Here is a 23472-nt window from a genome sequence, read left to right as displayed (position 1 = left end):
TTTTTATCCATTGTTTTCTACCTCTATTTCATCTAAATCCAGATATTGGACCACATCAAGATTAAACTGATCGTGATGTTCCTCGAAGAACCTCCTCACCTCCTCCCTTGCCTCTTCCACGTTGTTGAAGAACCTGTTCGCAAGGTGGAACTTCAGGTCCTTGAAGATCCTCTCCACAGGGTTTAGCTCTGGCGAGTACTTTGGGGTGAAAACGGGTCTCACTCCCCTTCTCCTGAACAGGTCCAGGATAGCCCCCGTCTTGTGGGAGGAGTGGTTGTCAAGGACGAGGTACTTGGTCTCCCTGCCCCACTTCCTCTCCATCCTGTAAACGAAGCTCTTCATGTTCTTGCTGGAGAGGGAGTTGTAGAGGGCGTACAGCACCTTCCTTGAAATGGCGTCAAGGGCGAGGAAGACGTAGAAGTGCTGGAAGCCCAGGTTCACCCTGATCCTGGGCCTGGAACCCCTCCTGGCGAGGCACCTCCTCACCGTGGTGCCCACCACCACCCTTGTCTCATCGAAGAACGCTATCCTGCGTCCCATCAGTTCCTTCACTTTTTTTAAAATCGCGGTGCTTCTCCACCTCGGCCCTGGCGTTCACCGGCCTGGGCGTCACGAAACCGTACCCCAGCTGGTGCACTACCCTGTAAAGGTGATACCTATTGTAAACTATCCCCCTCTTCCTCAGCTCAGCGTTCAGCGCCCTCATGGTCCACCCCTCCAGGTTGTATCCCAGCTCCCTGGGACTTGTCTCCAGCACCTTCTTCACCTCCTCGCTGGAGTACTTCCTGGGCCTACCCGACCTTGGCCTATCCCTCAACGCTCCGACCCCTCCCCTCTTGTACTTCGCGACCCACTTCTTCACCGTTGAGTACGAAACCCCGAGGACCTCGGCCACCCTGTACTCCCTGAACCCGTCCACGAGGTACATCTTCACCCCCAGTATTCTCTGCCTTATCCTAGCATTCTTTTCCTCCCTGTAAGCCTTCTCTAATTCCTCCACATTCTATATTAGTAATACCAAGATAAAAACTTTACCTAAGTACTAGCGTGACGCCTGTCACCAGGAGGACTCCCTTCCCTCCCCTGAGCTTGACCCACTTCCCGTCAGCTATCACGTACTGGAAGTCTCCCTCAACCTCAAGCTCAGGGGTCCAGAGCCTCGCGTTCATCTTCCCTCCCAGCACTGAGTAGAACGTGAGCAGCTTCCTGAGCACATCTTCCTCCTCCCTCAGCAACTCCCTCTCAACCCCCGTCCTCACCCTCCCCTTCCCGTCGTACATCACGGGCAACCTCACGCTCATCCACCTGAGCCTGTACTCAATCCTCCTGCCCTCCATCACCACCGAGAAACCAGTTAGGAACCTGTACCTCGCGTATCCCCTCCTCTTCAGCCTCTTCCCCCTCGCGTACCTCGGGCTTACCTCCTCCGCCTCCCTCATCGCTAGCTCCTCCACCTCCTCAACAGGTTTATTTATGAGCCAGTGCTTAGGAAATACGGGGTCGAACACGATGTGTACCAACTCCTCCTGGAGTTGGTATGCGGGTTCGATAGTTAGTTTGCTCATGGTATGACATCGTGTTCGGCCCCCTTAAAGTATTACTGAAAAATGATAGATTGATTTTGATCATCCCACGTAGATTAACTAATTACAATTCGCAATGGAAACCTGAATCGCCCCTTTCCGACTGTTGCACAGGAAATTATACGTCACGCGCTATATAAGTTGAGTGTGATATTATGATGAACGGGTAAAATAGGTTCGGAGCTTACTGGTTTTCAGTTGCGGTAAGTGCCATGACCCAAAGTCTCCACGGTCTTTAATTGAGTTCATGTGGGCCCTAGGTGCAAGAGCAGATCAAATTCTCCTTGTCGCGAATATGTGTCCTAGTCCAAAACCCTCCGTGTCCCCATTGTCGTATTAAGGAGCCTTTAACATGAAATACACCAGGCCGAGCTAGGCCCCTCCGTTGTCTTGCCAGTCATAAACCATGAAAGAGGAAGCGAAAGAGGAAGCTTTAGCTGAAGAGAAACTAGTTATACGCTTACCTCCACAGGTAAATTATAGTCATACTTCGCCACGTACAATAACTCCCTCCTAATCTGTTCCATGCTCACCTCTCCCCTTAGTCCCGAGAGGATGATCTCCCTGAACTCCTGAGGAACGTAGTCCATCCTGGGCTCCACGGAGTAGAAATCCTTCAGCGCATCAGCCCTCTTTTCGGGGGAAAGGATTGCCTCCTCCAGTTCCCTCTCCAGCCACTCCGGATAGGGGAAGTTGTTGGTGAGGGTTACGTACATGGACACTGCAAAGGAATACACGTCCATGCTGGTCTCTGCCCTCCCTCCAAACCTCTGCTTGGGATGGGCGTAATAGGGGGTGTAGTGAATCACCGGCGATCCAACCCTGATGGAGCTACCGAAATCCGAGAGCTTGGGCACCACCTCGCCCCTTAGGAGCTGGTTCTCCGCCTCCTCCCCATACCTGGAGAGGGCCCTGTCAAACAGGATATTGGACGGCTTTATGTCTGCGTGTACGTAACCCTGCTTATGCAGGTGAATCACAGCCTCCGCAACCTGGGAGTAGATCAGTGCCACCACCTCTCCCCACCTCACCGAGTGCCTCAATGACGAGTACTCCTCCTCGGCGAGTATCCTCCTGAGATCACCCCCGGCCATGTACTCCATCACTATGGCAGGGGGAGAGCCGTAGTAGTCGGTCCAGTTCTCGTCTATGAAGTTGGCGAGGATCCTCACCATGTTCCTAGAACCGCTGGAGATCTCCTGCATCTTGGCGACCTCATAGAGGAACTCGTCCATTCTGTACTCCCTCTTCATCACCTTCATGGCGTACTGTTTCCCGTTCTTCTCCGCAAGGAGAACGTAACCCATGCCTCCCCTTCCCAGAACGGCTCTGATCTCGTAGCCGTACAGCACGTAACCAATCCACTGATCGGGGTCAAACTCCTGCCTGGTTGCGGGGAGAGCCTTGGAGCAGGCCTCCACTACTCCCTCCCTGCAGGCATAGAGGTACTCCCTCATTGCGTTGGGAGAAGAGTTAAGCTCCTCAAATGCTCTCCCCCTGAGGTAGGCCAGGGGAGCGGTTCTCCTGATCCTCTGCGCTTCATCCAGGACATCCAGGGCCCTCTTGGGATCCTTCCTGAGAAGAGCTGATCCCAGGATAACCAGGTTCTGGAAGTTCCTGTTCCTGCGGAGGGCCTCCTCAAACATGTTTATGGCCTCATCCACCTTGTTCTTTCCCAGGTAATGAAAGCCCAGCTTCACCGCAGGTAGATCGTAGGTGGGAATAACGTTTAGCGCCTCCACCAGAAGTTTGGGGTTGCCCTGCTTCTCAAACTCGGCTATCAGGGAGTTCGCCCTCGCTATGAGTTTGCCCTCAAGTTCCCTGTATTTCTCCTCCGAGAAGAAGGAGTAGATCTTCAGTGCCTCAAGTTCCCTCCCTGTCTTCTCAAAGCACTCCGCCACTGCGAGCGATTCCTCGGGATCCTTCTCCTTGAGGGAAGTGTAAAGGGAGATGGCTTCCTCGCATTTCTCGAGCTTGACCAGGGAGATAACTCCTCTCCTCTTCACCTCCTCGTCATCGTATCTCTCCAGGGCGAACTTAACCACATCATACTGGTCCATGGCGTCCATGATAGATCTCTTGTCACCCCTGAGGAATACTCTCCCTCCCACCACGTCATATGTGAGTCCTGGCTTCAGGGGAGGGGGATTGAACAGAATGCAGGCGGACTCAGAGGATTCCAGCACGGCCACGGATCGATCTAGCGAAGTCTCCTTCAACACTCCGGAGAAGACGGGAAGCTTGGAACAGTCGTGCACCGGAACCTTGGTGAACCTGATCCTGTTCCCTTCCTCTGATACAACGTAACCTATCACGGTGTCCTTGACCTTAATTTTCTCGTTTATCTCAGTAAGTGTGCCATTGGACAGCAGGAAAACCTTGTTATCCCGGATGAAAGCGTAACTCACATAGTAATACTTGTGGTAAAACCTTTTTTAAGAGAGGGCTTAATATTACCGAAGAGTACTGGGGAGGATGATGCCCTGCCCTAGGCCTGTGGAGAGAGTCTGGAATGCACAAAATTCAACTTATTTTGATAGAAAAGTATAGATAAACAAGTTTAATCGAGTGACCAACCCGATGCCTCCACAATCCATGGGCCTAACCATTCACGATCTCCGTTCCCAGAACTGAAGTGAAGTTCTCGGTCTATGAAAATTCTGAAGATATACCAGAAGCACGGTAAAGAGGTCCTAAGGTTAAACCCCGCATACTCCTCTCAGACCTGCTCCAGGTGCGGGAAGAAACATAGCCTCTCCCTCTCAGACCGCGTCATCACCTGCCAATGTGGCCTAGTTCTTGACCGCGACCTCAACGCCTCCCTCAACCTCCTCAGGAGGGCAGGGTGGGAGCCACCCGTTGAGCCTGTGGAGATTAGACCTCTGCCATGGCAAGCCTCATCCATGAAGCAGGAAGCTCCGCCCTTCACGGTACTCCCCAAATTCAGTTTATGAAAAAATCACTAGAGCTTTATTTTAGACTGGAGGAGAGGATGTGAATTAAAACTCATGAAACAAACTGAACTCTGCTGGAGAAAGAAATTTGTGGGAGAGTGGGTAATACTAGGATGGTGATATTACCCATGATCACCCTACTCTCCCACAACGTAAACATCCAGAAGCTAGGATATATAACCCTTTCCTCGCTAAACTTCAAGGAAGGAAGAGGTAGCGAAGACGTTGGTCTCGGCCTGCCTGTGGAGAGACTCGGTGGAGAACAGGTCGAGAAGCTACGATATATCCCCACAGACCGTGAGGAACTACGTGGAGGAACAGGGGATAGAAGTAGCGGACCGCCTGCTCCAGGAGGTACAGGAAGTGGCGAGGGAGGTGTTGAAGGGGGTGGAGGAGGTGGACGTGAGCGTAGACTGGACGGGGGTGAAGTACTGGGGAGAGAGGGTGGAGGGGCTGGGAAGCGGGGATAAGGGATACCAGTGGAACTACGCCACAGCTACTACGGATTACAACGGCAAAACCGTAATCCTAGCCTTCACGCGCTACAACGGGATGAGCAAGGACGAAGTGGTGAAAATCCTCGTGGAGCAGGTCCTCTCCCTGGGATTTTGGGATAATAGCGCTGGACGCAGGCTTCTACACAGTAGAGGTCATAAAGTTCCTCTCCCAGTTTAGGTACATTGTGGGCGTCCCGGTGGACGACGTCAAGGTTTACGAGGAGTATGACGGCCCTTACACCACCGCGAGCAAGAGGACTGATCAAGTCAGCTTCAGGTTGATCGTCCACGGTCGTGAAGTGACTAGAAGGAGGTCCCACGTCGAGTACTTCGCCAGGGCGACCAACCTCGACCTGCCCAAGGACAAGGTCTTGAGGCTTTACGACAGGATCAGGAACCCCATCGAGACTTCCTACAGGGAGGTGAAGGGCTTCCTCCCCTTCACCTGTTCCAGGAGCTGGGTCTTCCGCCTTCTCGTCTTCGTTTTGGCCACGTTCCTTTACTCGCTGTTCTTGTTCCTCAAGGGGGAAGTTAAGAGGACTGACTTCAAGCTTCTCCTTCATTTGATTTTTATAGATGAAATACAAAATAAGTTCTTATCACGATTGATTAAAAGTATAGAACCGCTTTTTATTTATTTTGATTTATTTTTAAGGGGGTGATTTTGGGGAGTACCGTTCAGGGCGGGGTAGCTCATAGAATTCCTATCACTGCGGACATTGTCTTAAGCCACAAGTGAAAGAAGGGCTACCCATGTCGTGTATTTAAGGGGCCTCTAACGTGAAATACACAACAAACCGAACTAGGCTTGATTTCGCAACCTCTCCTTATTTATTAGTGAGTACTTTAAGAGGGAGGAGTGTAAGTCCTTGATTTCAAGTATAAAGAGGAGTGGTTGAGTTATGAGGAAGGTTCGTGAGGATAGGGCTTACACAACATTAGATTAAATAGTTTAAAAGTGTATAATAGATGGGGGAAGGATTAAACTATTTTGCCCCAGAGTCATTCAATGAAGGATGCTTATATACCGAAATTAAATTAATACTATATATGATTGGAAGCTACGTTACTACTCAAAGTACAACTGTTTCAAATATAGTAACTAACGCTAATTACACGCACAGGTCGACATTTCAACTTAAAGAGTATAATTCTGGAATTGTAATAAATCTAGGGAGAGAAATAGACCATTTCGAAACTCGTGACGCGTTAGTCATAATAGGTAAGGACAAGCATAACAATGCTGTTTACATAGATATAGAATACACGGATGAAGAATATGATGAGGAATGAGGATATAACTATAATTGATTTTGAAATTGAAGAGATTAAACCTGCTAAAATTGTAGTGAACATTAAGGATGAGGAAGTCATAATAAAATTGTACCTCATGCCTATTGCTGTAATTGCAAATAAAGATAAGACATCTTTTTCACCAATATCGCAAGGTTTTATTGTTGTAAATTCAAATGAACCGAGATGGGGAGAAACTTGTTCACAAGAAAATATTGTTTCTCATAAGTCTGTTAAAGTAGAAAATGTTAGTTTTGAGAAGAGAGGAGTAACAAAGCTTCTAGTTGAAAATAAAATAATAGAAATAAGTCCTAAGGTAACAAATCTTAATATATATCCAGATCTTAGAGATGATTTAGGTAATCCTTGTGTGAGAATTTCATGGATACAATTGACAACTGTCAAATAGAATGTAAATTCAGAAAGAAGAAAAAAGATCAATTAGAAGATAGATTTTATATCATTTCATATAAATTAAAAAGTATTGAGATATCATGCAAATTGATGAATTTAGTATGCAGAAAGGAATTTGAACCTTCTTGTTATCAGATTAAAATAAATGATTCTTGGAATACAGGTGAATGTGTTATTGCCCAACCTAAAAAAGAATACAGAGAAATTTATTGTTTTAAATTTTCAGAAAATTCATATTTTATAATAGTCGCTCAAGATATCGATAATGAAAGGTATGTCATTACATTTTTCCCTTTCGATATATATAAAGCAAGTGAATTTAGAAAATTAAAAAGAAAATGTGATGATAAATACGTTGAAATTAACAAGATATTTAATAGTTTTTAAACTTTCTAAAAATTTCCTTATTTTATCAATTTTTTGTCTATTTCCTCTTTTAATCCTTTGAAGATCATTCAGGTTTACATTCCGAATTATAATTAGTTAATCTATATGAGATGATCAAAATTAATCTATCATTTTTCAGTAATACTTTAAGGGGAACACGATGTCGTACCATGACCTCAACTCAGATACAAACCGCGTATCAACTCAGGAGGAGCTGATACGCATCGTGTTCGACCCCCTATTTCCTACGCTGGCTCATAAACCTGTTGAGGAGGTGGAGGAGCTAGCGATGAGGGAGGTGAAAGAGGTAAGCCCGAGGTACGATAGGGGGAAGAAGTTGAAGAGGAGGCGATACGCGAGGTACAGGTTCTTGAAGGTTTCTCGGTGGTGATAAAGGACAGGAGGATTGACAGGCTCAGGTGGATGAGCGTTAGGTTGCCCATGTATGACGGGAAGGGCAGGGTGAGGACGGGATTAAGAGGGAGGAGGAATTTGTGCTCGGGAAGTTGCTCACTAGCACTTTGTGTAAGTTTTTACACAGTGCTCTCTGAATGATGTCCTTGTAGTGTTTCACGGATTTTAACGCGGTGAGATATTCTTCATGAAAGTTCGTGCCGAAATAAAAATCATTCATGGATCAACAACACCACTGACCTTAAAAGGTAAATATAATTGCGAGACTATTGGGACAGAACTGAAAGACTTTTAGATAAAATGAGCTTGAAGGGATTTTCAGGAAAGTACTATCCATGCCATAGGACAAAAATTAATCAAAACTATTAGTGGATCAAGAGGTACGGAGGGAAGAGTGAGCAAAGCTCATGGAATGGGGGAGAGCCAGGGATGAGCTGAACGAGGGCGTGAAGGTCGTGGATAAGATGTGGATGTACTTTAGGAGGAACGTGAAGGCATTTTACTCGTGGGTCTACTGGACTTGTGTCCTCTAGAGGAATATATGTAGTGTTCTCCGTGGGAGACAGCAATGAGTGTTTCAGGAACTCGCATAGTGTCCGAGAAGAGGACATGGGTTTCGGACGTCTACAATCTCTATTTACTCCTGCAGCACAAGGTGGTGTCATCCGTTAACCCCAACGAGTCCCTCAGGGATAGACTCGTGAGGTTCAAGACGTACCCAAGACTAACAGGAACCTTGAGATGATGAGGTACTCCGTCAGTCTCGTTCTGTGGGAGAGGAAGTAGTGCCAGAATCTATACCTTAATAATGGGACTATGGGGCAGTCTCGCCATTTCACGTCAAAATGACTTGGAATACTCAAGAGAAACCGCAGCCTCAATTTCGTGGAGACACGTAGGAGTCTTGAGTGAATAAAGTCCAGATTACGCTACGTCATAGGACTGGGCTATCATCAGATCTGCCTCTGAGTCAAACTCCCTGAACTTGCTGACCTTATCCCATACCTCCTGTATAGAGTTCCCTATATTCACAAATACCCCGGCCTCCTTGTCAGACACCTCCCTGAACAGAGTGGACTGGAAGAACTTCTTAGCTATCTCAACCTTTTTTGTGAAAACGGCGTACATGATAACGCCCGATTTGTCCAGATCCACTATGGGAACCAGCCTTATGAACTCCTTCTTATAGAGATACCTCAGGTGCCTCCTAACGGTCTTGGAGGAGACCTTCAACCTCTCGCTGAGCTCCACAGGTGTCATTGTGGGGTTCTCCTTGAGGACTGAGAGAAGCCTGAGATCGAAGGTCGACGGGTTGTAGGGAGTTTGCTCGGGGATATAAACCATGGTTGGTTCTCCCAGCTTTGACGACATCTCATTAATCTTGGTCTTCAATCCCTCCCTGCTCTCCGCCTCTATCTCGTATACATTAACGTGCTCAATGCACTTAACCTTGAATACGTACTCCCCGTCCCAGTCTCTGGTGTTGGGAAAGGCCACGTAACCGTGATACTTCCCGTAAAAGTTGGGGTTAACGTAAAGCGCAACCCTCTTTATAATAAGGTCCTTGGTCATCCTCTCAACCCTGTAATTAACTGCAGGGGGAGATATGTTCAGTTCCTTTGCGATCTTCCTTTGCGAGTACCTGTAGTCCCTCATCAGGTACAGAATTATTTTCTTATTTACATCATCCATAAGTAACCATCCTAAAGTTATATAATATGGATTGCCCAAAATATACTTTTCGATTGTGACCAATTTTAGTGAAAAGGATGAGAAATAATTGGAATCTGCGGGTACTTTGAGGATAGAATTCTATCCAGGAGTAAGGTAAAAGGTTACTTCACCCGTGAAATTCAGGTAACGGATTGATTTCCTATGGACGATGGCTGAATTATGTCGATTCCCATATCGCCTGCCATGGCCTTTACCCTATCGGGATACTTGTCGTGAATGAATGGAGTGATAACGAGGACTCTGGAAATCTTGACGTTCCTTACTCTCTCGTACAGTTCCCTTTTCCTCTTGATGACGGGCAAATCACCACGTTTCAATGAGGAAGTTATTTCCACCATCAAGATACTTCCGTCCCTCACTATCAAGTCGTACTCCACGTCAGAAGGCTCCCCATAGACCTCGCCTGTTTTGTCGTAAAGGACCTCCCTGGTCGCCTTGATGCCTTCAGTTTCCAATATCTCCCTGACGCCTTCCCTAAAGGATTCCTCGCTGAGTAGGCCCCATCTTGCTCCAAGTCCTGTAATGACGACCTCAAGCCTTTTAATGTCGTCCTTGGTGGCGAAGTTCTTGGCGTCATCCTTCGTGAGGAAGTTCTTGGCGTCCTCTTTGGTTACCAGGTTTTTCAGGTCGTCCTTGGTGGCGAAGTTCTTGGCGTCCTCTTTGGTTACCAGGTTTTTCAGGTCGTCCTTGGTGGCGAAGTTCTTGGCGTCCTCTTTGGTTACCAGGTTTTTCAGGTCGTCCTTGGTGGCGAAGTTCTTCAGTTCCTCCCTTATTGACCTCATGTTCTGCTCGATCATTGACCTCATTTCCTGCCTCAGTGAACTGGTGGCCTCCTCAATTGACTTCTGCGTGGATTCCTTAACAGATTCGATCTCGCTTTCCAGTCTCTGCCAGGGCATGAGCTTGGCCAGCATCTGATAAAGAACATCTGGCCTCTCCATTAAAGCGTCGGTTATTATCGATGGATTCTCCTTCAGTATCTTCTTTATTTCTTCAGCAAGCGACATCTCTAGTTATAAGTACACCACCATAGTTTTAAAATCATGATCAAGACGTTTCCATTAACCAGAACTTTTATTCTAATTTTTATCCTCTAACTTTACATTTAGATACAAGGGTAAAAACTTACTGAAGGCTCGGTTCTCTGACTAGATTTAGCATTACTTACGCCCCACATCAGGTGGAAACATGGAGTATTTTATCCACGCCGTTGAAAACTGTTTCCGCTAAAGCGTGAAGTTTAAATACTTTGTATACAAATCAAATACAATGCTGAGGCCCAAGGAAGTGTGCCAGAGACTGGGAATCTCCTACAGAACATTGCAGGAATACGTAAAAAAGGGGTACATAAAACCAGAGAGATTGCCATCTGGGAAAATGAGATTTCGGGAGGAGGACGTTGAGAGATTGGCAGGAATAATAAGGAAAAAGAAAGTGGTACTTTACGCCAGGATCATCAGACGCACACAATGACCTGGTGAATCAAGTGAACTACTTGAAGGAAAGGGTTCCAGATCATGATCTAGTCATCACTGACATGGGATCTGGATTGAACATGAAGAGGAAAGGGTTCCAGAAACTACTTAGAATGATACTAAACAACGAGGTAAACAAAATAGTCGTGGCTCACCAGGACAGGCTGGTGAGATTCGGGTTCGAGATACTTGAGGAAGTATGCAGGGCACACGGTTGCGAGATAGTGGTGCTCGAAAAAGAGGATCCAGAACAGGAACTAATTGAAGACTTGATCAGTATCCTAGTCTCGTTCTCTGGCGGAACGAGAGGTCATGAGCGTGAAAAGGTGAAGAAATGTGTTGAAGAACTTAAGGATTGAAACCTTTACGCCAGAAAAAGAATACATACATTTAACGTATGCGATAAGAAATGAGGAGGAAAGAAGCAAAGAACTAATTCGTGCATACGTGAACTTACTGAACAGAGGAATAAAGTACGTGTTCAACAAAGTTAACGTGAAGAATGGAAGAGTAGAGTTACCAAAAAAGAAGGAAATATACAAAGAGTTAAGAGAATACTTAATGAGGGAGAACGCCCAAGGACTGGCAAAACACTACGTTGACCAGGCAATTCACGACGTGTACTCTATCCTAGAGTCGTGGAGGAGGAGATTTGAGAAGGGGAGAAGCAAGTTCAAACCACCGCTTGTGAAGAAGGGTTACGTGAGGGTGAAAACCACGTTGAGGAAAGTCCTCGGTAAGAGCGTTAGGATAACCGTGAAACCACACGAATACATCACGTATTCCTGGGATAGAAGATGGTTCTCTAGAAGAGTGGAAGGAATGGAGTTAACAGAACCAGTCATCAAGGAGGATAAAGTGTACTTAGTGTTCAGAAAAGAATCACCAACAACCACGCCACCTGAAACTGTAGCATTCGATTCTAACTTGTACTCCTTGGACGGTTACGATGGCGAGAAAATCATCACGATCTCTATGAAGCAACTCTACTCCTTGAAGTATGTCATGCAAATCAAGAGGGCTAAGGTACAATCAGTTGCCTCTAGAAAGTTGAAGGGTGGCAAGAAACTGATGGAGAGGTACTCTCATCGCGAGAGGAATAGGGTTAACGATTTGCTTCATAAGTTGGCTAACTTCATTCTTGAGCTATACAATAATCATGTTCTGGTCTTCGAGAGGTTGAATAAGCAAGGTATGTTCGATGACGCCAGCGAATCCTTATCACGTAAGCTTTCAAGGACTGTCTGGAGGAAACTGGTTGTCGTGTTGAAGTATAAGGCTCCCCTATACGGTTGTAAAGTGGTGGAGGTGAACCCGCACCTCACATCCAGGTCTTGCCCCAGATGTGGATGGGTTTCCCGAACGGTTGGCAGGACCTTCAGGTGCGGGAGGTGTGGGTTCGCAATTGATAGGCAGTTCAACGCGTCACTTAACATCATGAGGAGGTTTCTGAACAGGTTTAACCTCAGGATGTGGGGGTTTCCTCACCGTGAGGTGAGTGGGGTTATCCCCCTAATGGGAGTGAGAAGGATGAGCGGTTCAATCCGCGACTTCGGTGAACTCCAAGGGTCGAGAATTGAATACAAAGTACATGAAATTCAATGAGACCCAAACCCCCTTAAACAAGTGCTTTACAGACGCATCTAGGGAGAGCCTTGGGTCGAGTTTTCGGGATCGAGGTTTACTACTTTAAAACGTTTTTACACGAATACCCTGTTCATGGCAAGAAGAACCTGTCCATCATGCAAAAAGGTGGTTGAGGAGCATCTCACCAGGGAAGGAAACGTAGTCACGAAGTTATGTCCCAACTGTGGATACGTATTTATCTCGTATGAGAAAGGGAAGGGTTACATAACAGGGATACGGAAAACATCTCCTGCCTAGGTCAGAACTAGCACGATAGAACGTCAAGGGATGCGAACGAGACAGGAATTTTTGGATACCTGTCGTTGAGCTTATACCTCGCCTAACGTTATGGAAGGTCAAGGTAGTCACAGGGGTTGTCATGGGGAATACTTTACTTGGGTGACCAAGACCACAAAGACCTGACTACCCAGGGGAGAGTCTAACTGACTAGGACATAACATCTTAAGGAAATAGGTCCTGTTTTATCCTGCAACAAGGTAACACGCGTGAAAATTTGAGGAGCTTCTAACGGGATATACAAAAACGGACCGAGTTCTGATTCACGCAGGACGTTTTCGAGTTATGAGGTGCAGAACACTCTGCCATACAGAACTCCTGTAAAAGCGACTAGCTTCCTACCATACTGCATTCCTTAGACCTCCTGCGGAGATCGATGTGGAGGTTATCATTCTCACGGAGATGGAACCTCCCTTGTCACCGCAAGCCCTGCTGGAGTAGCGATGAACTCTGCCCCAGTGAGAAGGCTCGCATCGCATTGCACGAGACGAAATCAGGACGAGAAGCGAACCAAGTTTAATGGAAAGCTTAATTTTTCACGTATAATACATTCCCTTGATATGACAGGTACATTAACTGAAAAAATACTTTCCAGGGCCTCAGGTAAAACCGTTTCTCCAGGAGACGTAATTGAGGCCAAGACAGATATTGTGGCATTCCATGACCTCACAGGTTATCATGTGATTGAGGTGATGGAAAAGGCCAACATGATGAAGATATTCGATAAGGCTAAGATAGTGGTGGCTTTCGATCACTTGGCACCTCCACCAGACGTGAGGAGCGCAGAGATACAGGGAAACATAAGGAAGTTTGTCAAGGAGATGAAGTTACCCAACTTCCACGACATAAACGTGGGTATTCTACACGAGCTTCTGATTGAGCAGTATGCCCTTCCTGGTCAGGTGATAGTGGCAGCTGACAGTCACACCACCACTTCTGGCGCCGTGGGAGCATTTGCCCAGGGAATGGGAGCTAGCGACGTAGCTGCTGCTGTGATCACGGGTAAGACGTGGCTCGTGGTTCCTCAACCATTCAAGGTTACCCTCAAGGGAAGCCCCGGAAAGTGGATAAATGGAAAGGATGTGGCCCTCGAGTTGCTGGGTAAGTTCAAGGCCGACTACTTCAACGGAATGTCCATAGAGGTCCACGTAGAAAATCCAAAGGCCTTCCCCATGGACTACAGGGCCACGGTCTCCAACATGGGAATAGAGATGAACGCTGACGCCCTCATGTTCATACCAGACGTCGAGACCAAGGATTATATAAAGACCATGAGGGGTAAGGAAGTGGAGCTTGTCACGCCAGATTCAGGAGCGAAGTATTCTGACGAGTACACCATAGAGCTTGACAAACTGGAACCCCTTGTTGCCGCACCCTACAGCGTGGATAACGTTAAGACGGCCAGGGAGGAGTCAAAGGTACCGGTGGATCAGGTTTACATTGGTTCCTGTACCAATGGAAGGCTCTCAGACTTCAGGATTGCGTCTGAGATACTCAAGGGTAAGAAGGTTAAGACTAGATGCATAGCCATTCCCTCGTCCTATACCATGTTCAAGCAGGCCATGGAGCTAGGTTACATAGAGGATCTGGTTAACGCGGGGTGTGTGGTGACCTATGGAACCTGTGGGCCCTGCCTTGGTGGCCACTTCGGAGTTGCGGGACCGGGAGAGGTGATAGTTTCCACAAGCTCAAGAAACTTCAGGGGAAGGATGGGAAGCAATGAAGCTAAGGTCTACCTCTCTGGGCCATCTGTGGCTGCTGCCTCAGCGGCCACTGGGTACATAACGGACCCGAGGGATCTACAATGATGGTGGAAGGTCCTGTCCTCAAATACGGTGACAAGATAGATACTGACATAATAATCCCTGCGAGGCATCTGAAGTACACTGACCCTGCCTACCTTGCACAGCACGCCATGGAGCCACTTGACCCTGAGTTCTATAAAAAGGCCTCCAAAGGGGTTGTAATAGTCGCGGGGAAGGTATTCGGCATGGGCTCCTCCAGGGAACAGGCCGCCATAGCCTTGAAGGCTGCTGGAGTTAAAGCGGTTATAGCTGAAAGTTTCGCCAGAATATTCTACAGGAACTGCATCAATAACGGGCTTCCCCTCATAGTCCTTCCCAACGCCACCAGGGAGATAAATGAGGGGGACGTGGTCAAGATCAACGTGGAGACCGGGGAAATTACGGTGAACGGCCGAGTGCTGAAGGGCAAGGGAATCACGGGGATGGCTCTGGACATCCTGAAATCTGGCGGTATAATGGAGTACCTCAAGAAAGTTTCGGCATAACAGGGAGAGTTAACTGAAATAAATTTGTTTTTAATCATGCTATCGGTACTATATTTGATGAAGATTACTTACTTTCTGGTGTCTCTTCTATTTTGGGGCTTCGATTATCCCCTGAGCCTGCTAACCATGAAGGAGTTGACGGGGCAACTCACCCCTGGAATTTACGTTGCCCTGGGAATAATTGATTATCTCGTGGAGTTGGGCTCCATTCTGCTCGTGGTCAGGATTGGAAAAGGGCTGATACTTCTGAAAAGGAGATAGTCAGGTATAGGTGAGCTGAACTGCCCTTACTCCCTCACCCACGTTAACAGGCTCCCCCAGCCTCTTTAGAACCCTTTCCAGTACCGCAATTGTGGTGATCACGTCGTTGGGGTTCACCCAGCCCATGTGCCCAATCCTGAAATATTTCCCAGCAAGAGCTGGATGAACTCCGGGAGCCAGCTCCAGCCCCTCCGAGATGACCTCCCTCAACACGTCCGCTGGGTTGGCCTTCTTAAGGAGAACTCCGGTCACGGTGTTACTGTAAGCCTCAGGTCTCTTGGCCACAATATCCAGCCCCATGCTCTCCACACCAGCTCTAATACCCTTGGCCACCCTTTCATGTCTCTTAACCCTGTTTTCCAGTCCCTCCCTTTCCATGAGTTCGAAGGCCTTGCTCAACATGAAGATTAGATGAACAGGAAGGGTGGCAAAGTATGAACCTTTGCCCTCCTCGAGGTTCCTCATCACATCAACCCAGTTCTTGAGGTTTAAGTAATACCCCGCTACAGACTCGTCTGATAACCTTGCCACTGCCCTGTCCGAGAGGACGAGAAGGCCCGCACCGGGAGGAACTCCAATGGCCTTCTGACTTGCGGTGAGGTAAATGTCAACCTGGTAATCTTTCGCCTTCACGGTCTCAGCCCCAACACTGCTTACCCCATCCACTGCAATGAGATCCACCTTATCCCTTATCCTCTTGGTGACCTCAGCGATGGGTTCCCTGACGCCGGTGCTGGTCTCCACGTGGGTCATGGCCACCAGGGTGTACTTCTCCTCGTTAACCTTTTCCTCCACCTCCTCGGGCTTCACATACTCCCCTGGGTTGGCCTTGATGATGTCTACCGCCACTGAATATCGATTGAAGATGGCTTTCCACCTATCGCCGAATACGCCATTGGAGACCACCAAGACCTTGTCTCCACGCCTCAGGACAGAGGCCACGCTCTCCATAGCTGAAGTACCTCCTCCGGGTATGATGAAGGGTTGATAACTCTCGTCCGCTCCCATTAGCCTCCTAAGATACTTCAGGGAGAAGGACATGGCCTCTATGAACTCCTGCGAGGTGAAGCCCGTGTCACCCCTAAGTCCTGCTACCAGGACGTCGTAATCTATGGTCACGGGACCTACATGCATGAGAAGTTTTCTTGTCATATGGTATACTTAACTGCCTGCTTTTAACTTATGAGGGTGGGAGAAATCGCCAAGACGTCTGGGGCTATCCCATACCTTCGCGTATTTAATGAATAGCATTTCCCTGAACTTGACGTCAGTGCCTTGGCCCTTGAAAAGTTTTTTACCAGGGTAATACGAGTTTTGAATAATGAGAAGGGGTAAGTGGCTGAGGAAACTGAAGGAGGCGCTAAGGTGGAGGAGGGATTACCTGAACGCGCTGAGGGAGGTGCTCAGGAAGTTCAGGGCTGACGTTGTGAGGAAGCTGCTTTTGGCTGTGATCTCGGAGAGGGGAAGCCTAGCGAGTATGGCCGAGGCCCTGGGCTTCGACTACGAGAGCGTGCTGGGCAAGCTAGACGAGCTGGCCGAGGTTGACCTGCTCCCACCTGTGAAGCTCCTGGTTGGAGATCATCCAGTGCAGGTGGCGGTGGACGATACCTTCGACGAGAAGGCCTACGCCAGGGCCATGCCCTAGTACTTTGTGGAAGTTTTTATCCATTGTTTTCTACCTCTATTTCATCTAAATCCAGATATTGGACCACATCAAGATTAAACTGATCATGATGTTCCTCGAAGAACCTCCTCACCTCCTCCCTTGCCTCCTCCACGTTGTTGAAGAACCTGTTCGCAAGGTGGAACTTCAGGTCCTTGAAGATCCTCTCCACAGGGTTTAGCTCTGGCGAGTACTTTGGGGTGAAAACGGGTCTCACTCCCCTTCTCCTGAACAGGTCCAGGATAGCCCCCGTCTTGTGGGAGGAGTGGTTGTCAAGGACGAGGTACTTGGTCTCCCTGCCCCACTTCCTCTCCATCCTGTAAACGAAGCTCTTCATGTTCTTGCTGGAGAGTTGTAGAGGGTGTACAGCACCTTCCTTGAAATGGCGTCAAGGGCGAGGAAGACGTAGAAGTGCTGGAAGCCCAGGTTCACCCTGATCCTGGGCCTGGAACCCCTCCTGGCGAGGCACCTCCTCACCGTGGTGCCCACCACCACCCTTGTCTCATCGAAGAACGCTATCCTGCGTCCCATCAGTTCCTTCACTTTTTTTAAAATCGCGGTGCTTCTCCACCTCGGCCCTGGCGTTCACCGGCCTGGGCGTCACGAAACCGTACCCCAGCTGGTGCACTACCCTGTAAAGGTGATACCTATTGTAAACTATCCCCCTCTTCCTCAGCTCAGCGTTCAGCGCCCTCATGGTCCACCCCTCCAGGTTGTATCCCAGCTCCCTGGGACTTGTCTCCAGCACCTTCTTCACCTCCTCGCTGGAGTACTTCCTGGGCCTACCCGACCTTGGCCTATCCCTCAACGCTCCGACCCCTCCCCTCTTGTACTTCGCGACCCACTTCTTCACCGTTGAGTACGAAACCCCGAGGACCTCGGCCACCCTGTACTCCCTGAACCCGTCCACGAGGTACATCTTCACCCCCAGTATTCTCTGCCTTATCCTAGCATTCTTTTCCTCCCTGTAAGCCTTCTCTAATTCCTCCACATTCTATATTAGTAATACCAAGATAAAAACTTTACCTAAGTACTACCGTGTCCAGGAACCTGGCCATGTTCTTCTACTCCAGGGTGAAGGGGACCTTCATCCCCGCCATCCAGCTCCTGGTGGTCACGGTGAGGGACCTGGTCACGGGCGAGGTGTACCTGGTCCACGTAGACGCGTACGTGGCCAGGAAGGTGGCCGAGATGGCCAAGGCCGTGGGACAGGACCTGAATTTCTCCACGAAGGTGGACATGACCCTCCAGGTCCTGGACAGGTTGAGGAGGGAGCTCAACGTACAGGTCATAACCTTCGACTCCTGGTACGTGAACGGGAGGACCCTCCTCTCAGACGTGGTGTCCTCCCTCAAGTCCAGCGCACGGGTCGTCGAGGGTGACAGGTCCGTGCCCGTTGGACTCCTCCCCGAGGGAGAGCACCACGTCACGTACCTGGGAGTCCCCGTGAAGTTAGTTGTACTGGACTATAAGGGTTACGGCAGGAGATACCTCTTCTCCACCGACCTCTCCATGTCCCCTGAGGAGATACTCACCGCATGGGAGAACAGGTGGGACGTGGAGGTGGTGATAAGGGAACTGAAGGCTCTGGGCCTGGAGAATGGTTCGTTCAGGACGTGGAGTAAGAACCTTGGTTACGTCAAGCTCATCTCGATCACGTTGAACTTCCTCCTCTCCCTGAGATACGTCCTTGGGGAGAGCCTGGGAGTCGTACGGCTCTCCCGCCTGCTTAAAACTCTTTACCTCGAGGTTGGTGATGTCAAGAAACTGTTCAGTCTAAGGTAAGTTCCGAAAAGTGCTAAATGAATTCTAAACGTGAAATATACAACAAACTAGTTTAGACCCAACGTCTTCCAAGCCAATTAACTCCCCGGTTAATTTAAGTGTTCTTTCATTGATGTCACCAAGTTATAAGGGGTTACTTGAACTACCCCTATACTCACACGATAGGAACACCCTCACGAGAAGCCGAAGATTCGCGTATAGGGCCAGAACAGAGAGAATAGGCAATCCGTAATATACGAAATTGAAGTAGGTGGGCGAGGATAGAACCAAGAGGATTGGAGAGGCTATAGAAGGTATGGAAAGGGCAAGGGTATAGAGAACTATGGTGGGAAGAGCCAAACAGCAGGAAGCTCCTGACACTATTCCCAGTGAAGGTAAGAGAAGGAAAGACATCGCTATCCCTCCCTTTTCCCTCGACGAGGAAAGTTTATTGATATAGGAAACGTTAAGCCCCATGAGATTGCCCAGGAGAAGCCCCATGAAGATTGTATAAGGAACAATGTCAGCCTCGTAACCTCCCAGTATTATCCAGAGCGCGGGGGACTGGGATATCCAGTAGGGGAAGAACTCAACCGGGGGAGGGACTTCAAAACCGTAACCCACGTGTATCTGCCCCACAAATCTGAGGGCCGTTATCCCGCCCGGTTCCAGCAAACCCAGAACAACGGAGTAAACAAGGGAGTGGTAAACGAAGTAAGTAAGGAACGTTATCCTGTAATACTTTCCCCCACCCCATTTAAGTCTGGGGAACACTAGGAGACTTACGCCTGCCCAGAACATCAGGGCGGAAAGAAGCGATAACCAGAGCGGGAGATGAAGCAATGAAATGGCCAGGAAGATCAGGAAGGAGAGCAGTATCAGGAGAAAGGCTTTGACCCTCATCTATTAAATAGTTACGACTGTAATTAATTAGCCTTGTTTTGTTTAACTTCTAGATGGAGGTTACCACGTTCTGTAGTTCAGCGTGAGTTAATTGTTTATAGCAAAGGTTTTCAACGATACACCAAATTTGGGTAAAAACTTAAAGAGTCACTTGATGTCCCAATCCTATGAAGATTTGGCAAATTGGATTAGTTATAATAATTATTGCATTAATAGGTATTTCAGTGTTCTTGATTGCCCAGAGACATACAACCACTCAGCCCACAGTTACTCCCACGAATGTATCAGTAAAGACAAACAACACAACCAAGGTTAGCACAAACACGTCAGAGAGTGAGAACGTCACTTCCAACGTGACAAATACCAGCACTAACCAGACCAAACAGCTACCTCCTGGTGCGGTAAAACTTAACTATAATGCGCAGAACCACACCGTGTTTATTTACCTTTACGCGTCGCCTACAGCGTCCAATCCATTAAACTACAATGGAACTACCAACGGTCAAATGAAGATATACATCCCTGCCAACTGGAGCATTTTCTTCACCTTCTATAACCCAGAACCCACAGGTCATGCTCTGGCCGTGGTTCAGAACAACACCCCAATTCCAAATCAGCTGATCCTTTCCCAAGATGGTAAAATCATCTTCGAGATAGGCTACAATGACGGGAATGGAATATCAGGAGGAACATCAGTTTCAGGACTGTTGAAGGACCTCCCCCAGGGATATTACTGGATAGCCTGCCCCATACCTGGACATGCGGAGAGCGGAATGTGGATAGACCTTTACTCAGGAAACTACACAGTGCCCTACGAAATGAACTAAAAAAGAAGTCAGGTAAGGGAGATCTGGGTAACCAGGGACTTGATCAGGTTCAGTAGTCTTGTGACCAGACCATCCACAATTTTTCTGTAGAGGAAGAGAATGAAGTATCTTAACCTCAACACTGTAAATATCCTTTTGGCTATTCTCTCCTGCTCCGCAAGATTACTGGCGAGCCAGGAGGATGTTACGCTGGTCTTTAGACCCTTGACGAAGGCGAGAAAGTCTTTCACCACGAGCATAAGATCCCTTGGCTTACTCCTCTTTAGGGACTTTTCATAATCTTGATATCTCCTCCTCAGAAGGTTAGCGTCAATTATATCACTGAACGTAACATGCCAGTCCGAAGAATTGAGACCAATCATGCTAATCTATATATTGAGGAGTGATACTATTTAAGATAGGACAAGTGATACCAAATTCATTGAAGTGAAACTACCAAAGTAAAGGACATGTTTACATATATTAAAAATGGCTGGACGCCTACTCATCTAAAGAGGAATAGCGGGAGATGAGATTTGAGGACAAGGTGTTGAGATGGCGGAAGTTTGCGGATATATGCACTAGGTTTAGCTCTGACACCTTTTACGACTATCCCCTTCTGAACGCGTTGCAGGTTGGGGATATTGAGACGGAGCTGGAGGAAATAGTTAGCCAGTTCTTCGTGGATAAACTGGAGATGACAGGAAAGCCACATAAGGCTAAATGGGGGACTTTCTATTTTGACGATGAAAGGGCAACCGAGGGATACGAAAATGACGATATGATGTTCCAGATCGTGTATAGGGATAAGTCGGAATACCTAGAGGAGAAAGAGGAGATAGTGGAGGGTTTGCAACAGGATCCTGAAGAGACTGAAGAAGCAGAAGTTTACGCCTTCATCACTTCCCTCATGGAATTTACCCTAGCCTCTTTCCTAAGGATCAGGAGTAAGGGAGGGGAACCAGACTGCCTTTCCAGGAAAAGATGTTTTCTCTCACTCAAGATTGGACAGAAGTGACCGGTTACTGTGTCCTGTTCGTTAACTTCATGTTACCTTGACCAGTTGCGAGACCAAAAAAGTCCTCCAGATCTGACCTTCCACTAAAGACTGGAACCCACGCCTCCAACCACTCCATTGATGATATTGAACGCAATAACCAGTCCCACATAAGTCTGGATGTAGCCTGTGGTTATAGCGTAGGGAAGAAGAGATAGGATAAGATAACCCACGACCACGAATATGGCAAGCTTCCTCACGTTCTTCAGCTCCTTTGAGATAATTTCACCCCTTGTGGGAAAGACGAAGGCCAAAAGTACCAGCAATATCAGTAACTGCACTACTCCCTCAACGGGCGAAACTATAAGCGACTTCACCGGCGCAATGGAGAACTGGAAAGGAGGATAGAAGCCCTTGAGGATTAGGGATGATAGGGCCATGATTATTGTGAGGATGAAGGAGTAACCTATTCCTGCTCCTACGTTCCAGCTAAGAGCTCTTGGATTGATCTTGCTCGTTGCTCTCACCCTCCGTCTGGGATGAAGAGCCCATGGATACCTGAAGGAGCCTCTGGGGTAGATTGACCAGTGTGGAGAGGTTGGGGTAGTAAGGAGTGCCTATAGCCATGTTAACGCTTGCTGGATTACCTTGTTCAGTGAGCAATCTAGCCAGTCCCATCCTCACAGCCTTCTCAACGTCTAGGCCAAGATCTCTAAGCTGAATTATTCTCCTGAGCTCTGGATCCTCAGGAATTAGTCTGGTTACCCTGACTGAGATTAGTTCCACTCCTAGCTCTGCTAGGAATTGTTTCAATGCAGCGGTTACAGCGGTCGATATATCTCCGAACTTTTTATAGACGTCCACAAGTTTCACCTGGTTCAGAATAGAGCTAACTTCCTGATCTATGATGGGTGCTAGATACGCTGCTAAGTCCCCATCCTTGAAAAAGGCCCCAGCGAACTGAATATTTACAACCAGTTTAGCTGCATCGGTCACCCTATAGTATACGGCAACTTCGTAGTCCAGTGGAACCAGATCGTCTGTCTGGCTCTTTCCCTGAATCCTGACCTCGTGCCTTGTCATGGATATAAAGAGGGCAATGGTATCAAAGGGTAATTGGTTATACCTGAACCTTGCCATGAAAGAGGAGAGAGGATTTTGCGGAGACTGAATATTATGCGTGCCTGGAGGAAGTACAGCCTGTACCTGTCCCTGAATGATAACAACGCAGTTTTCCGTGGGTTGAACTATGAAAATAGACTTCGATGTGACCTGCTCCCTGGGATACCTAAAGACCAGAACGTCGGGGGCCATGAAGGAAGTTCCGTCATCTCTCTCCGTGCTGATTACCTGACCTCTAATTTGAAGAGACATATGAATCACTTGTATACTATATTTTAAACCTTTTCACATTATTTTTCTCCCTTTTAGCCAAAGTTGCTTAACTCAGCACAACCTAAGATTCCGATGCGAGTTAGTCTTGACTATGAAAGATCCTGAAGATCTCGTTATATACTTACATGGGATTTCAGCATCAGGGAATATACGCCGTGTTATCGTATTACAGAGTGCCAAGTAGTGATGCTACCACAAATCTCAACGCTGTAGTGGCCTTGTGAAATAGTTCATCTGTATTCCGGTGGGAAGAATAATTCCTGCCTCTTCACCATTATATCTCGCAATTGATTCAGCATGAAATCTATTGAGTCCACTTTTCCTGAACTGATGTCATTGTAGATTTGATCTGCTATGCTTATCAGGTTCAGATCATTCTTCACTATCTCATCAAGGGCCTCAGTAGTAATCTTATATCTTGCGTATACGTCCGCTCCTCCCCCTTGAGATGCAACCATTTCAGATATGAGCGTCCTGATCTTGGATGCAAGGAACTCCAATTTCTTGAGTTCTGGAGAGAAGGGAGAAGTGGAAACTATCTGTGCCTCCAGTTCAGCGATTTTGTTCAATGTGTTCTCCAGTTTCATCTTAACGGAGGACCTTATCAGGAAGTCATCCTGTCTAATTAGATCCTTAGCCTTATAACCCCTATACCCCGGTACAATTAACTGAAGTCTCTCGAGTGGGGTCAGCTCTTTCGTCATAACAACTATTACGCA

The 23472-nt window shown here is 47.7% G+C and carries 31 protein-coding genes and 3 pseudogenes; 18 read left to right on the top strand and 16 right to left on the bottom strand.

The window, feature by feature from the left end; all coding sequences use genetic code 11:
* Window positions 1-3: 3 nt before the first annotated feature.
* From QVC96_RS07800 to QVC96_RS07785, 4 genes and pseudogenes are all read right to left on the bottom strand, one after another.
* Window positions 4-540 (bottom strand): IS630 family transposase, encoded by a 537-nt coding sequence (locus tag QVC96_RS07800; protein ID WP_287688805.1) that lies wholly within the window; start codon window positions 538-540, stop codon window positions 4-6.
* On the bottom strand, window positions 512-1000 hold the full coding sequence (locus tag QVC96_RS07795) for a helix-turn-helix domain-containing protein (RefSeq protein WP_238027283.1): 489 nt from the start codon (window positions 998-1000) through the stop codon (window positions 512-514). The genes QVC96_RS07800 and QVC96_RS07795 overlap by 29 nt, the downstream gene beginning before the upstream one ends.
* Window positions 1001-1046: 46 nt before the next feature.
* Window positions 1047-1520, bottom strand: a pseudogene (locus QVC96_RS07790) (IS256 family transposase); the annotation flags it as partial.
* 515 nt (window positions 1521-2035) lie between these two features.
* Window positions 2036-3991, bottom strand: a complete 1956-nt coding sequence (locus QVC96_RS07785; protein WP_287688804.1) for a serine/threonine-protein kinase — start codon at window positions 3989-3991, stop codon at window positions 2036-2038.
* A 243-nt stretch (window positions 3992-4234) separates the two neighbouring features.
* Between QVC96_RS07785 and QVC96_RS07780 the strand changes: the two genes are divergently transcribed.
* From QVC96_RS07780 to QVC96_RS07745, 8 genes and pseudogenes are all read left to right on the top strand, one after another.
* Entirely contained in the window at window positions 4235-4537 is a 303-nt protein-coding gene (locus QVC96_RS07780; protein WP_287688803.1) for a transposase, read from the top strand.
* Between the two features lie 128 nt (window positions 4538-4665).
* Window positions 4666-5696, top strand: a pseudogene (locus QVC96_RS07775) (DUF4322 domain-containing protein).
* Window positions 5697-6003: 307 nt separating this feature from the next.
* Entirely contained in the window at window positions 6004-6327 is a 324-nt protein-coding gene (locus tag QVC96_RS07770; RefSeq protein ID WP_287688802.1) for a hypothetical protein, read from the top strand.
* The gene (locus QVC96_RS07765; protein ID WP_287688801.1) at window positions 6314-6736 is read left to right on the top strand and encodes a hypothetical protein; all 423 of its coding nucleotides are present in this window, start codon (window positions 6314-6316) and stop codon (window positions 6734-6736) included. The genes QVC96_RS07770 and QVC96_RS07765 overlap by 14 nt, the downstream gene beginning before the upstream one ends.
* Window positions 6709-7128 carry a hypothetical protein gene (locus QVC96_RS07760; RefSeq protein ID WP_287688800.1) on the top strand — a complete coding sequence of 140 codons (420 nt, stop codon included), beginning with the start codon at window positions 6709-6711 and terminating at the stop codon, window positions 7126-7128. Before QVC96_RS07765 ends, QVC96_RS07760 begins: the two co-directional genes overlap by 28 nt.
* Before the next feature lie 160 nt (window positions 7129-7288).
* The gene (locus tag QVC96_RS07755) at window positions 7289-7519 is read left to right on the top strand and encodes a hypothetical protein (RefSeq protein WP_287688799.1); all 231 of its coding nucleotides are present in this window, start codon (window positions 7289-7291) and stop codon (window positions 7517-7519) included.
* Window positions 7520-7949: 430 nt separating this feature from the next.
* Window positions 7950-8075, top strand: a complete 126-nt coding sequence (locus tag QVC96_RS07750) for a hypothetical protein (protein WP_287688798.1) — start codon at window positions 7950-7952, stop codon at window positions 8073-8075.
* Between the two features lie 35 nt (window positions 8076-8110).
* Window positions 8111-8287, top strand: a complete 177-nt coding sequence (locus tag QVC96_RS07745; RefSeq protein ID WP_287688797.1) for a hypothetical protein — start codon at window positions 8111-8113, stop codon at window positions 8285-8287.
* A gap of 179 nt (window positions 8288-8466) precedes the next feature.
* On the opposite strand, the gene QVC96_RS07740 is transcribed toward QVC96_RS07745, so the two are convergent.
* Both QVC96_RS07740 and QVC96_RS07735 read right to left on the bottom strand, forming a co-directional pair.
* Window positions 8467-9234, bottom strand: a complete 768-nt coding sequence (locus QVC96_RS07740) for a winged helix-turn-helix transcriptional regulator (protein WP_287688796.1) — start codon at window positions 9232-9234, stop codon at window positions 8467-8469.
* 161 nt (window positions 9235-9395) lie between these two features.
* A complete protein-coding gene (locus QVC96_RS07735) occupies window positions 9396-10283 on the bottom strand; it encodes a PD-(D/E)XK nuclease family protein (RefSeq protein ID WP_287688795.1) in 888 nt (295 codons plus the stop codon).
* Window positions 10284-10545: 262 nt separating this feature from the next.
* Between QVC96_RS07735 and QVC96_RS07730 the strand changes: the two are divergent.
* From QVC96_RS07730 to QVC96_RS07720, 3 genes and pseudogenes are all read left to right on the top strand, one after another.
* Window positions 10546-11110, top strand: a pseudogene (locus tag QVC96_RS07730) (IS607 family transposase).
* Window positions 11088-12356, top strand: a complete 1269-nt coding sequence (locus tag QVC96_RS07725) for a transposase (protein WP_287688794.1) — start codon at window positions 11088-11090, stop codon at window positions 12354-12356. Before QVC96_RS07730 ends, QVC96_RS07725 begins: the two are co-directional and overlap by 23 nt.
* A 114-nt stretch (window positions 12357-12470) precedes the next feature.
* Window positions 12471-12635, top strand: coding sequence for a hypothetical protein (locus QVC96_RS07720; protein WP_238026564.1), 165 nt, complete (start codon window positions 12471-12473; stop codon window positions 12633-12635).
* Window positions 12636-13012: 377 nt separating this feature from the next.
* Here the strand turns inward: QVC96_RS07720 and QVC96_RS07715 are convergent, their stop codons facing one another.
* Window positions 13013-13153, bottom strand: a complete 141-nt coding sequence (locus QVC96_RS07715) for a hypothetical protein (protein ID WP_287688793.1) — start codon at window positions 13151-13153, stop codon at window positions 13013-13015.
* Window positions 13154-13234: 81 nt separating this feature from the next.
* Between QVC96_RS07715 and QVC96_RS07710 the strand changes: the two genes are divergently transcribed.
* From QVC96_RS07710 to QVC96_RS07700, 3 genes are read left to right on the top strand one after another with little or no spacing between them, the layout of a single operon-like run.
* A complete protein-coding gene (locus QVC96_RS07710; RefSeq protein ID WP_238026562.1) occupies window positions 13235-14482 on the top strand; it encodes a 3-isopropylmalate dehydratase large subunit in 1248 nt (415 codons plus the stop codon).
* Window positions 14479-14964 carry a 3-isopropylmalate dehydratase small subunit gene (locus QVC96_RS07705; protein WP_238026561.1) on the top strand — a complete coding sequence of 162 codons (486 nt, stop codon included), beginning with the start codon at window positions 14479-14481 and terminating at the stop codon, window positions 14962-14964. Before QVC96_RS07710 ends, QVC96_RS07705 begins: the two co-directional genes overlap by 4 nt.
* A gap of 57 nt (window positions 14965-15021) precedes the next feature.
* A complete protein-coding gene (locus QVC96_RS07700; protein ID WP_287688792.1) occupies window positions 15022-15225 on the top strand; it encodes a hypothetical protein in 204 nt (67 codons plus the stop codon).
* Here the strand turns inward: QVC96_RS07700 and QVC96_RS07695 are convergent, their stop codons facing one another.
* Window positions 15226-16377 (bottom strand): pyridoxal-phosphate-dependent aminotransferase family protein, encoded by a 1152-nt coding sequence (locus tag QVC96_RS07695; protein ID WP_287688791.1) that lies wholly within the window; start codon window positions 16375-16377, stop codon window positions 15226-15228. It abuts the gene before it with no gap.
* A gap of 169 nt (window positions 16378-16546) precedes the next feature.
* Here QVC96_RS07695 and QVC96_RS07690 point away from each other — a divergent pair, with 169 nt between their 5' ends.
* Window positions 16547-16870: a hypothetical protein gene (locus tag QVC96_RS07690; RefSeq protein WP_287688790.1), complete on the top strand. Its 324-nt coding sequence runs from the start codon at window positions 16547-16549 to the stop codon at window positions 16868-16870.
* A gap of 16 nt (window positions 16871-16886) precedes the next feature.
* On the opposite strand, the gene QVC96_RS07685 is transcribed toward QVC96_RS07690, so the two are convergent.
* The 3 genes from QVC96_RS07685 to QVC96_RS07675 are packed head-to-tail and all read right to left on the bottom strand — an operon-like array spanning window position 16887 to window position 17879.
* Window positions 16887-17225 carry a transposase gene (locus QVC96_RS07685; protein WP_287688789.1) on the bottom strand — a complete coding sequence of 113 codons (339 nt, stop codon included), beginning with the start codon at window positions 17223-17225 and terminating at the stop codon, window positions 16887-16889.
* Window positions 17222-17419: a hypothetical protein gene (locus QVC96_RS07680; RefSeq protein ID WP_287688788.1), complete on the bottom strand. Its 198-nt coding sequence runs from the start codon at window positions 17417-17419 to the stop codon at window positions 17222-17224. The genes QVC96_RS07685 and QVC96_RS07680 overlap by 4 nt, the downstream gene beginning before the upstream one ends.
* Window positions 17391-17879 (bottom strand): helix-turn-helix domain-containing protein, encoded by a 489-nt coding sequence (locus QVC96_RS07675; RefSeq protein ID WP_238027283.1) that lies wholly within the window; start codon window positions 17877-17879, stop codon window positions 17391-17393. The genes QVC96_RS07680 and QVC96_RS07675 overlap by 29 nt, the downstream gene beginning before the upstream one ends.
* Before the next feature lie 47 nt (window positions 17880-17926).
* Between QVC96_RS07675 and QVC96_RS07670 the strand changes: the two genes are divergently transcribed.
* Window positions 17927-18673 (top strand): transposase, encoded by a 747-nt coding sequence (locus tag QVC96_RS07670; protein ID WP_287688787.1) that lies wholly within the window; start codon window positions 17927-17929, stop codon window positions 18671-18673.
* Window positions 18674-18796: 123 nt separating this feature from the next.
* Here the strand turns inward: QVC96_RS07670 and QVC96_RS07665 are convergent, their stop codons facing one another.
* Complete coding sequence (locus tag QVC96_RS07665; RefSeq protein ID WP_287688786.1) at window positions 18797-19555, bottom strand: hypothetical protein; 759 nt, start codon at window positions 19553-19555, stop codon at window positions 18797-18799.
* 167 nt (window positions 19556-19722) lie between these two features.
* Between QVC96_RS07665 and QVC96_RS07660 the strand changes: the two genes are divergently transcribed.
* A complete protein-coding gene (locus QVC96_RS07660; RefSeq protein ID WP_287688785.1) occupies window positions 19723-20382 on the top strand; it encodes a sulfocyanin-like copper-binding protein in 660 nt (219 codons plus the stop codon).
* Between the two features lie 8 nt (window positions 20383-20390).
* Here the strand turns inward: QVC96_RS07660 and QVC96_RS07655 are convergent, their stop codons facing one another.
* Window positions 20391-20744, bottom strand: a complete 354-nt coding sequence (locus QVC96_RS07655; RefSeq protein WP_287688784.1) for a hypothetical protein — start codon at window positions 20742-20744, stop codon at window positions 20391-20393.
* Window positions 20745-20890: 146 nt separating this feature from the next.
* Here QVC96_RS07655 and QVC96_RS07650 point away from each other — a divergent pair, with 146 nt between their 5' ends.
* Entirely contained in the window at window positions 20891-21379 is a 489-nt protein-coding gene (locus QVC96_RS07650) for a hypothetical protein (RefSeq protein ID WP_287688783.1), read from the top strand.
* A gap of 83 nt (window positions 21380-21462) precedes the next feature.
* Here QVC96_RS07650 and QVC96_RS07645 read toward each other — a convergent pair whose 3' ends face one another.
* The 3 genes from QVC96_RS07645 to QVC96_RS07635 all read right to left on the bottom strand — a co-directional run bounded on the left by QVC96_RS07645 (window position 21463) and on the right by QVC96_RS07635 (window position 23457).
* Window positions 21463-21885, bottom strand: a complete 423-nt coding sequence (locus QVC96_RS07645) for a hypothetical protein (protein WP_287688782.1) — start codon at window positions 21883-21885, stop codon at window positions 21463-21465.
* On the bottom strand, window positions 21848-22732 hold the full coding sequence (locus QVC96_RS07640) for an SPFH domain-containing protein (RefSeq protein ID WP_238026552.1): 885 nt from the start codon (window positions 22730-22732) through the stop codon (window positions 21848-21850). Before QVC96_RS07640 ends, QVC96_RS07645 begins: the two co-directional genes overlap by 38 nt.
* Window positions 22733-22983: 251 nt before the next feature.
* Window positions 22984-23457, bottom strand: coding sequence for a hypothetical protein (locus QVC96_RS07635; protein ID WP_287688781.1), 474 nt, complete (start codon window positions 23455-23457; stop codon window positions 22984-22986).
* Window positions 23458-23472: the final 15 nt, after the last annotated feature.

The organism is Metallosphaera javensis (ex Sakai et al. 2022) (assembly GCA_021654415.1).
Taxonomy (GTDB): Archaea; Thermoproteota; Thermoprotei_A; order Sulfolobales; family Sulfolobaceae; genus Metallosphaera; species Metallosphaera javensis.
Note: the sequence above shows the minus strand (reverse complement) of the source record. Positions and strands in the feature narration are given on the sequence as shown.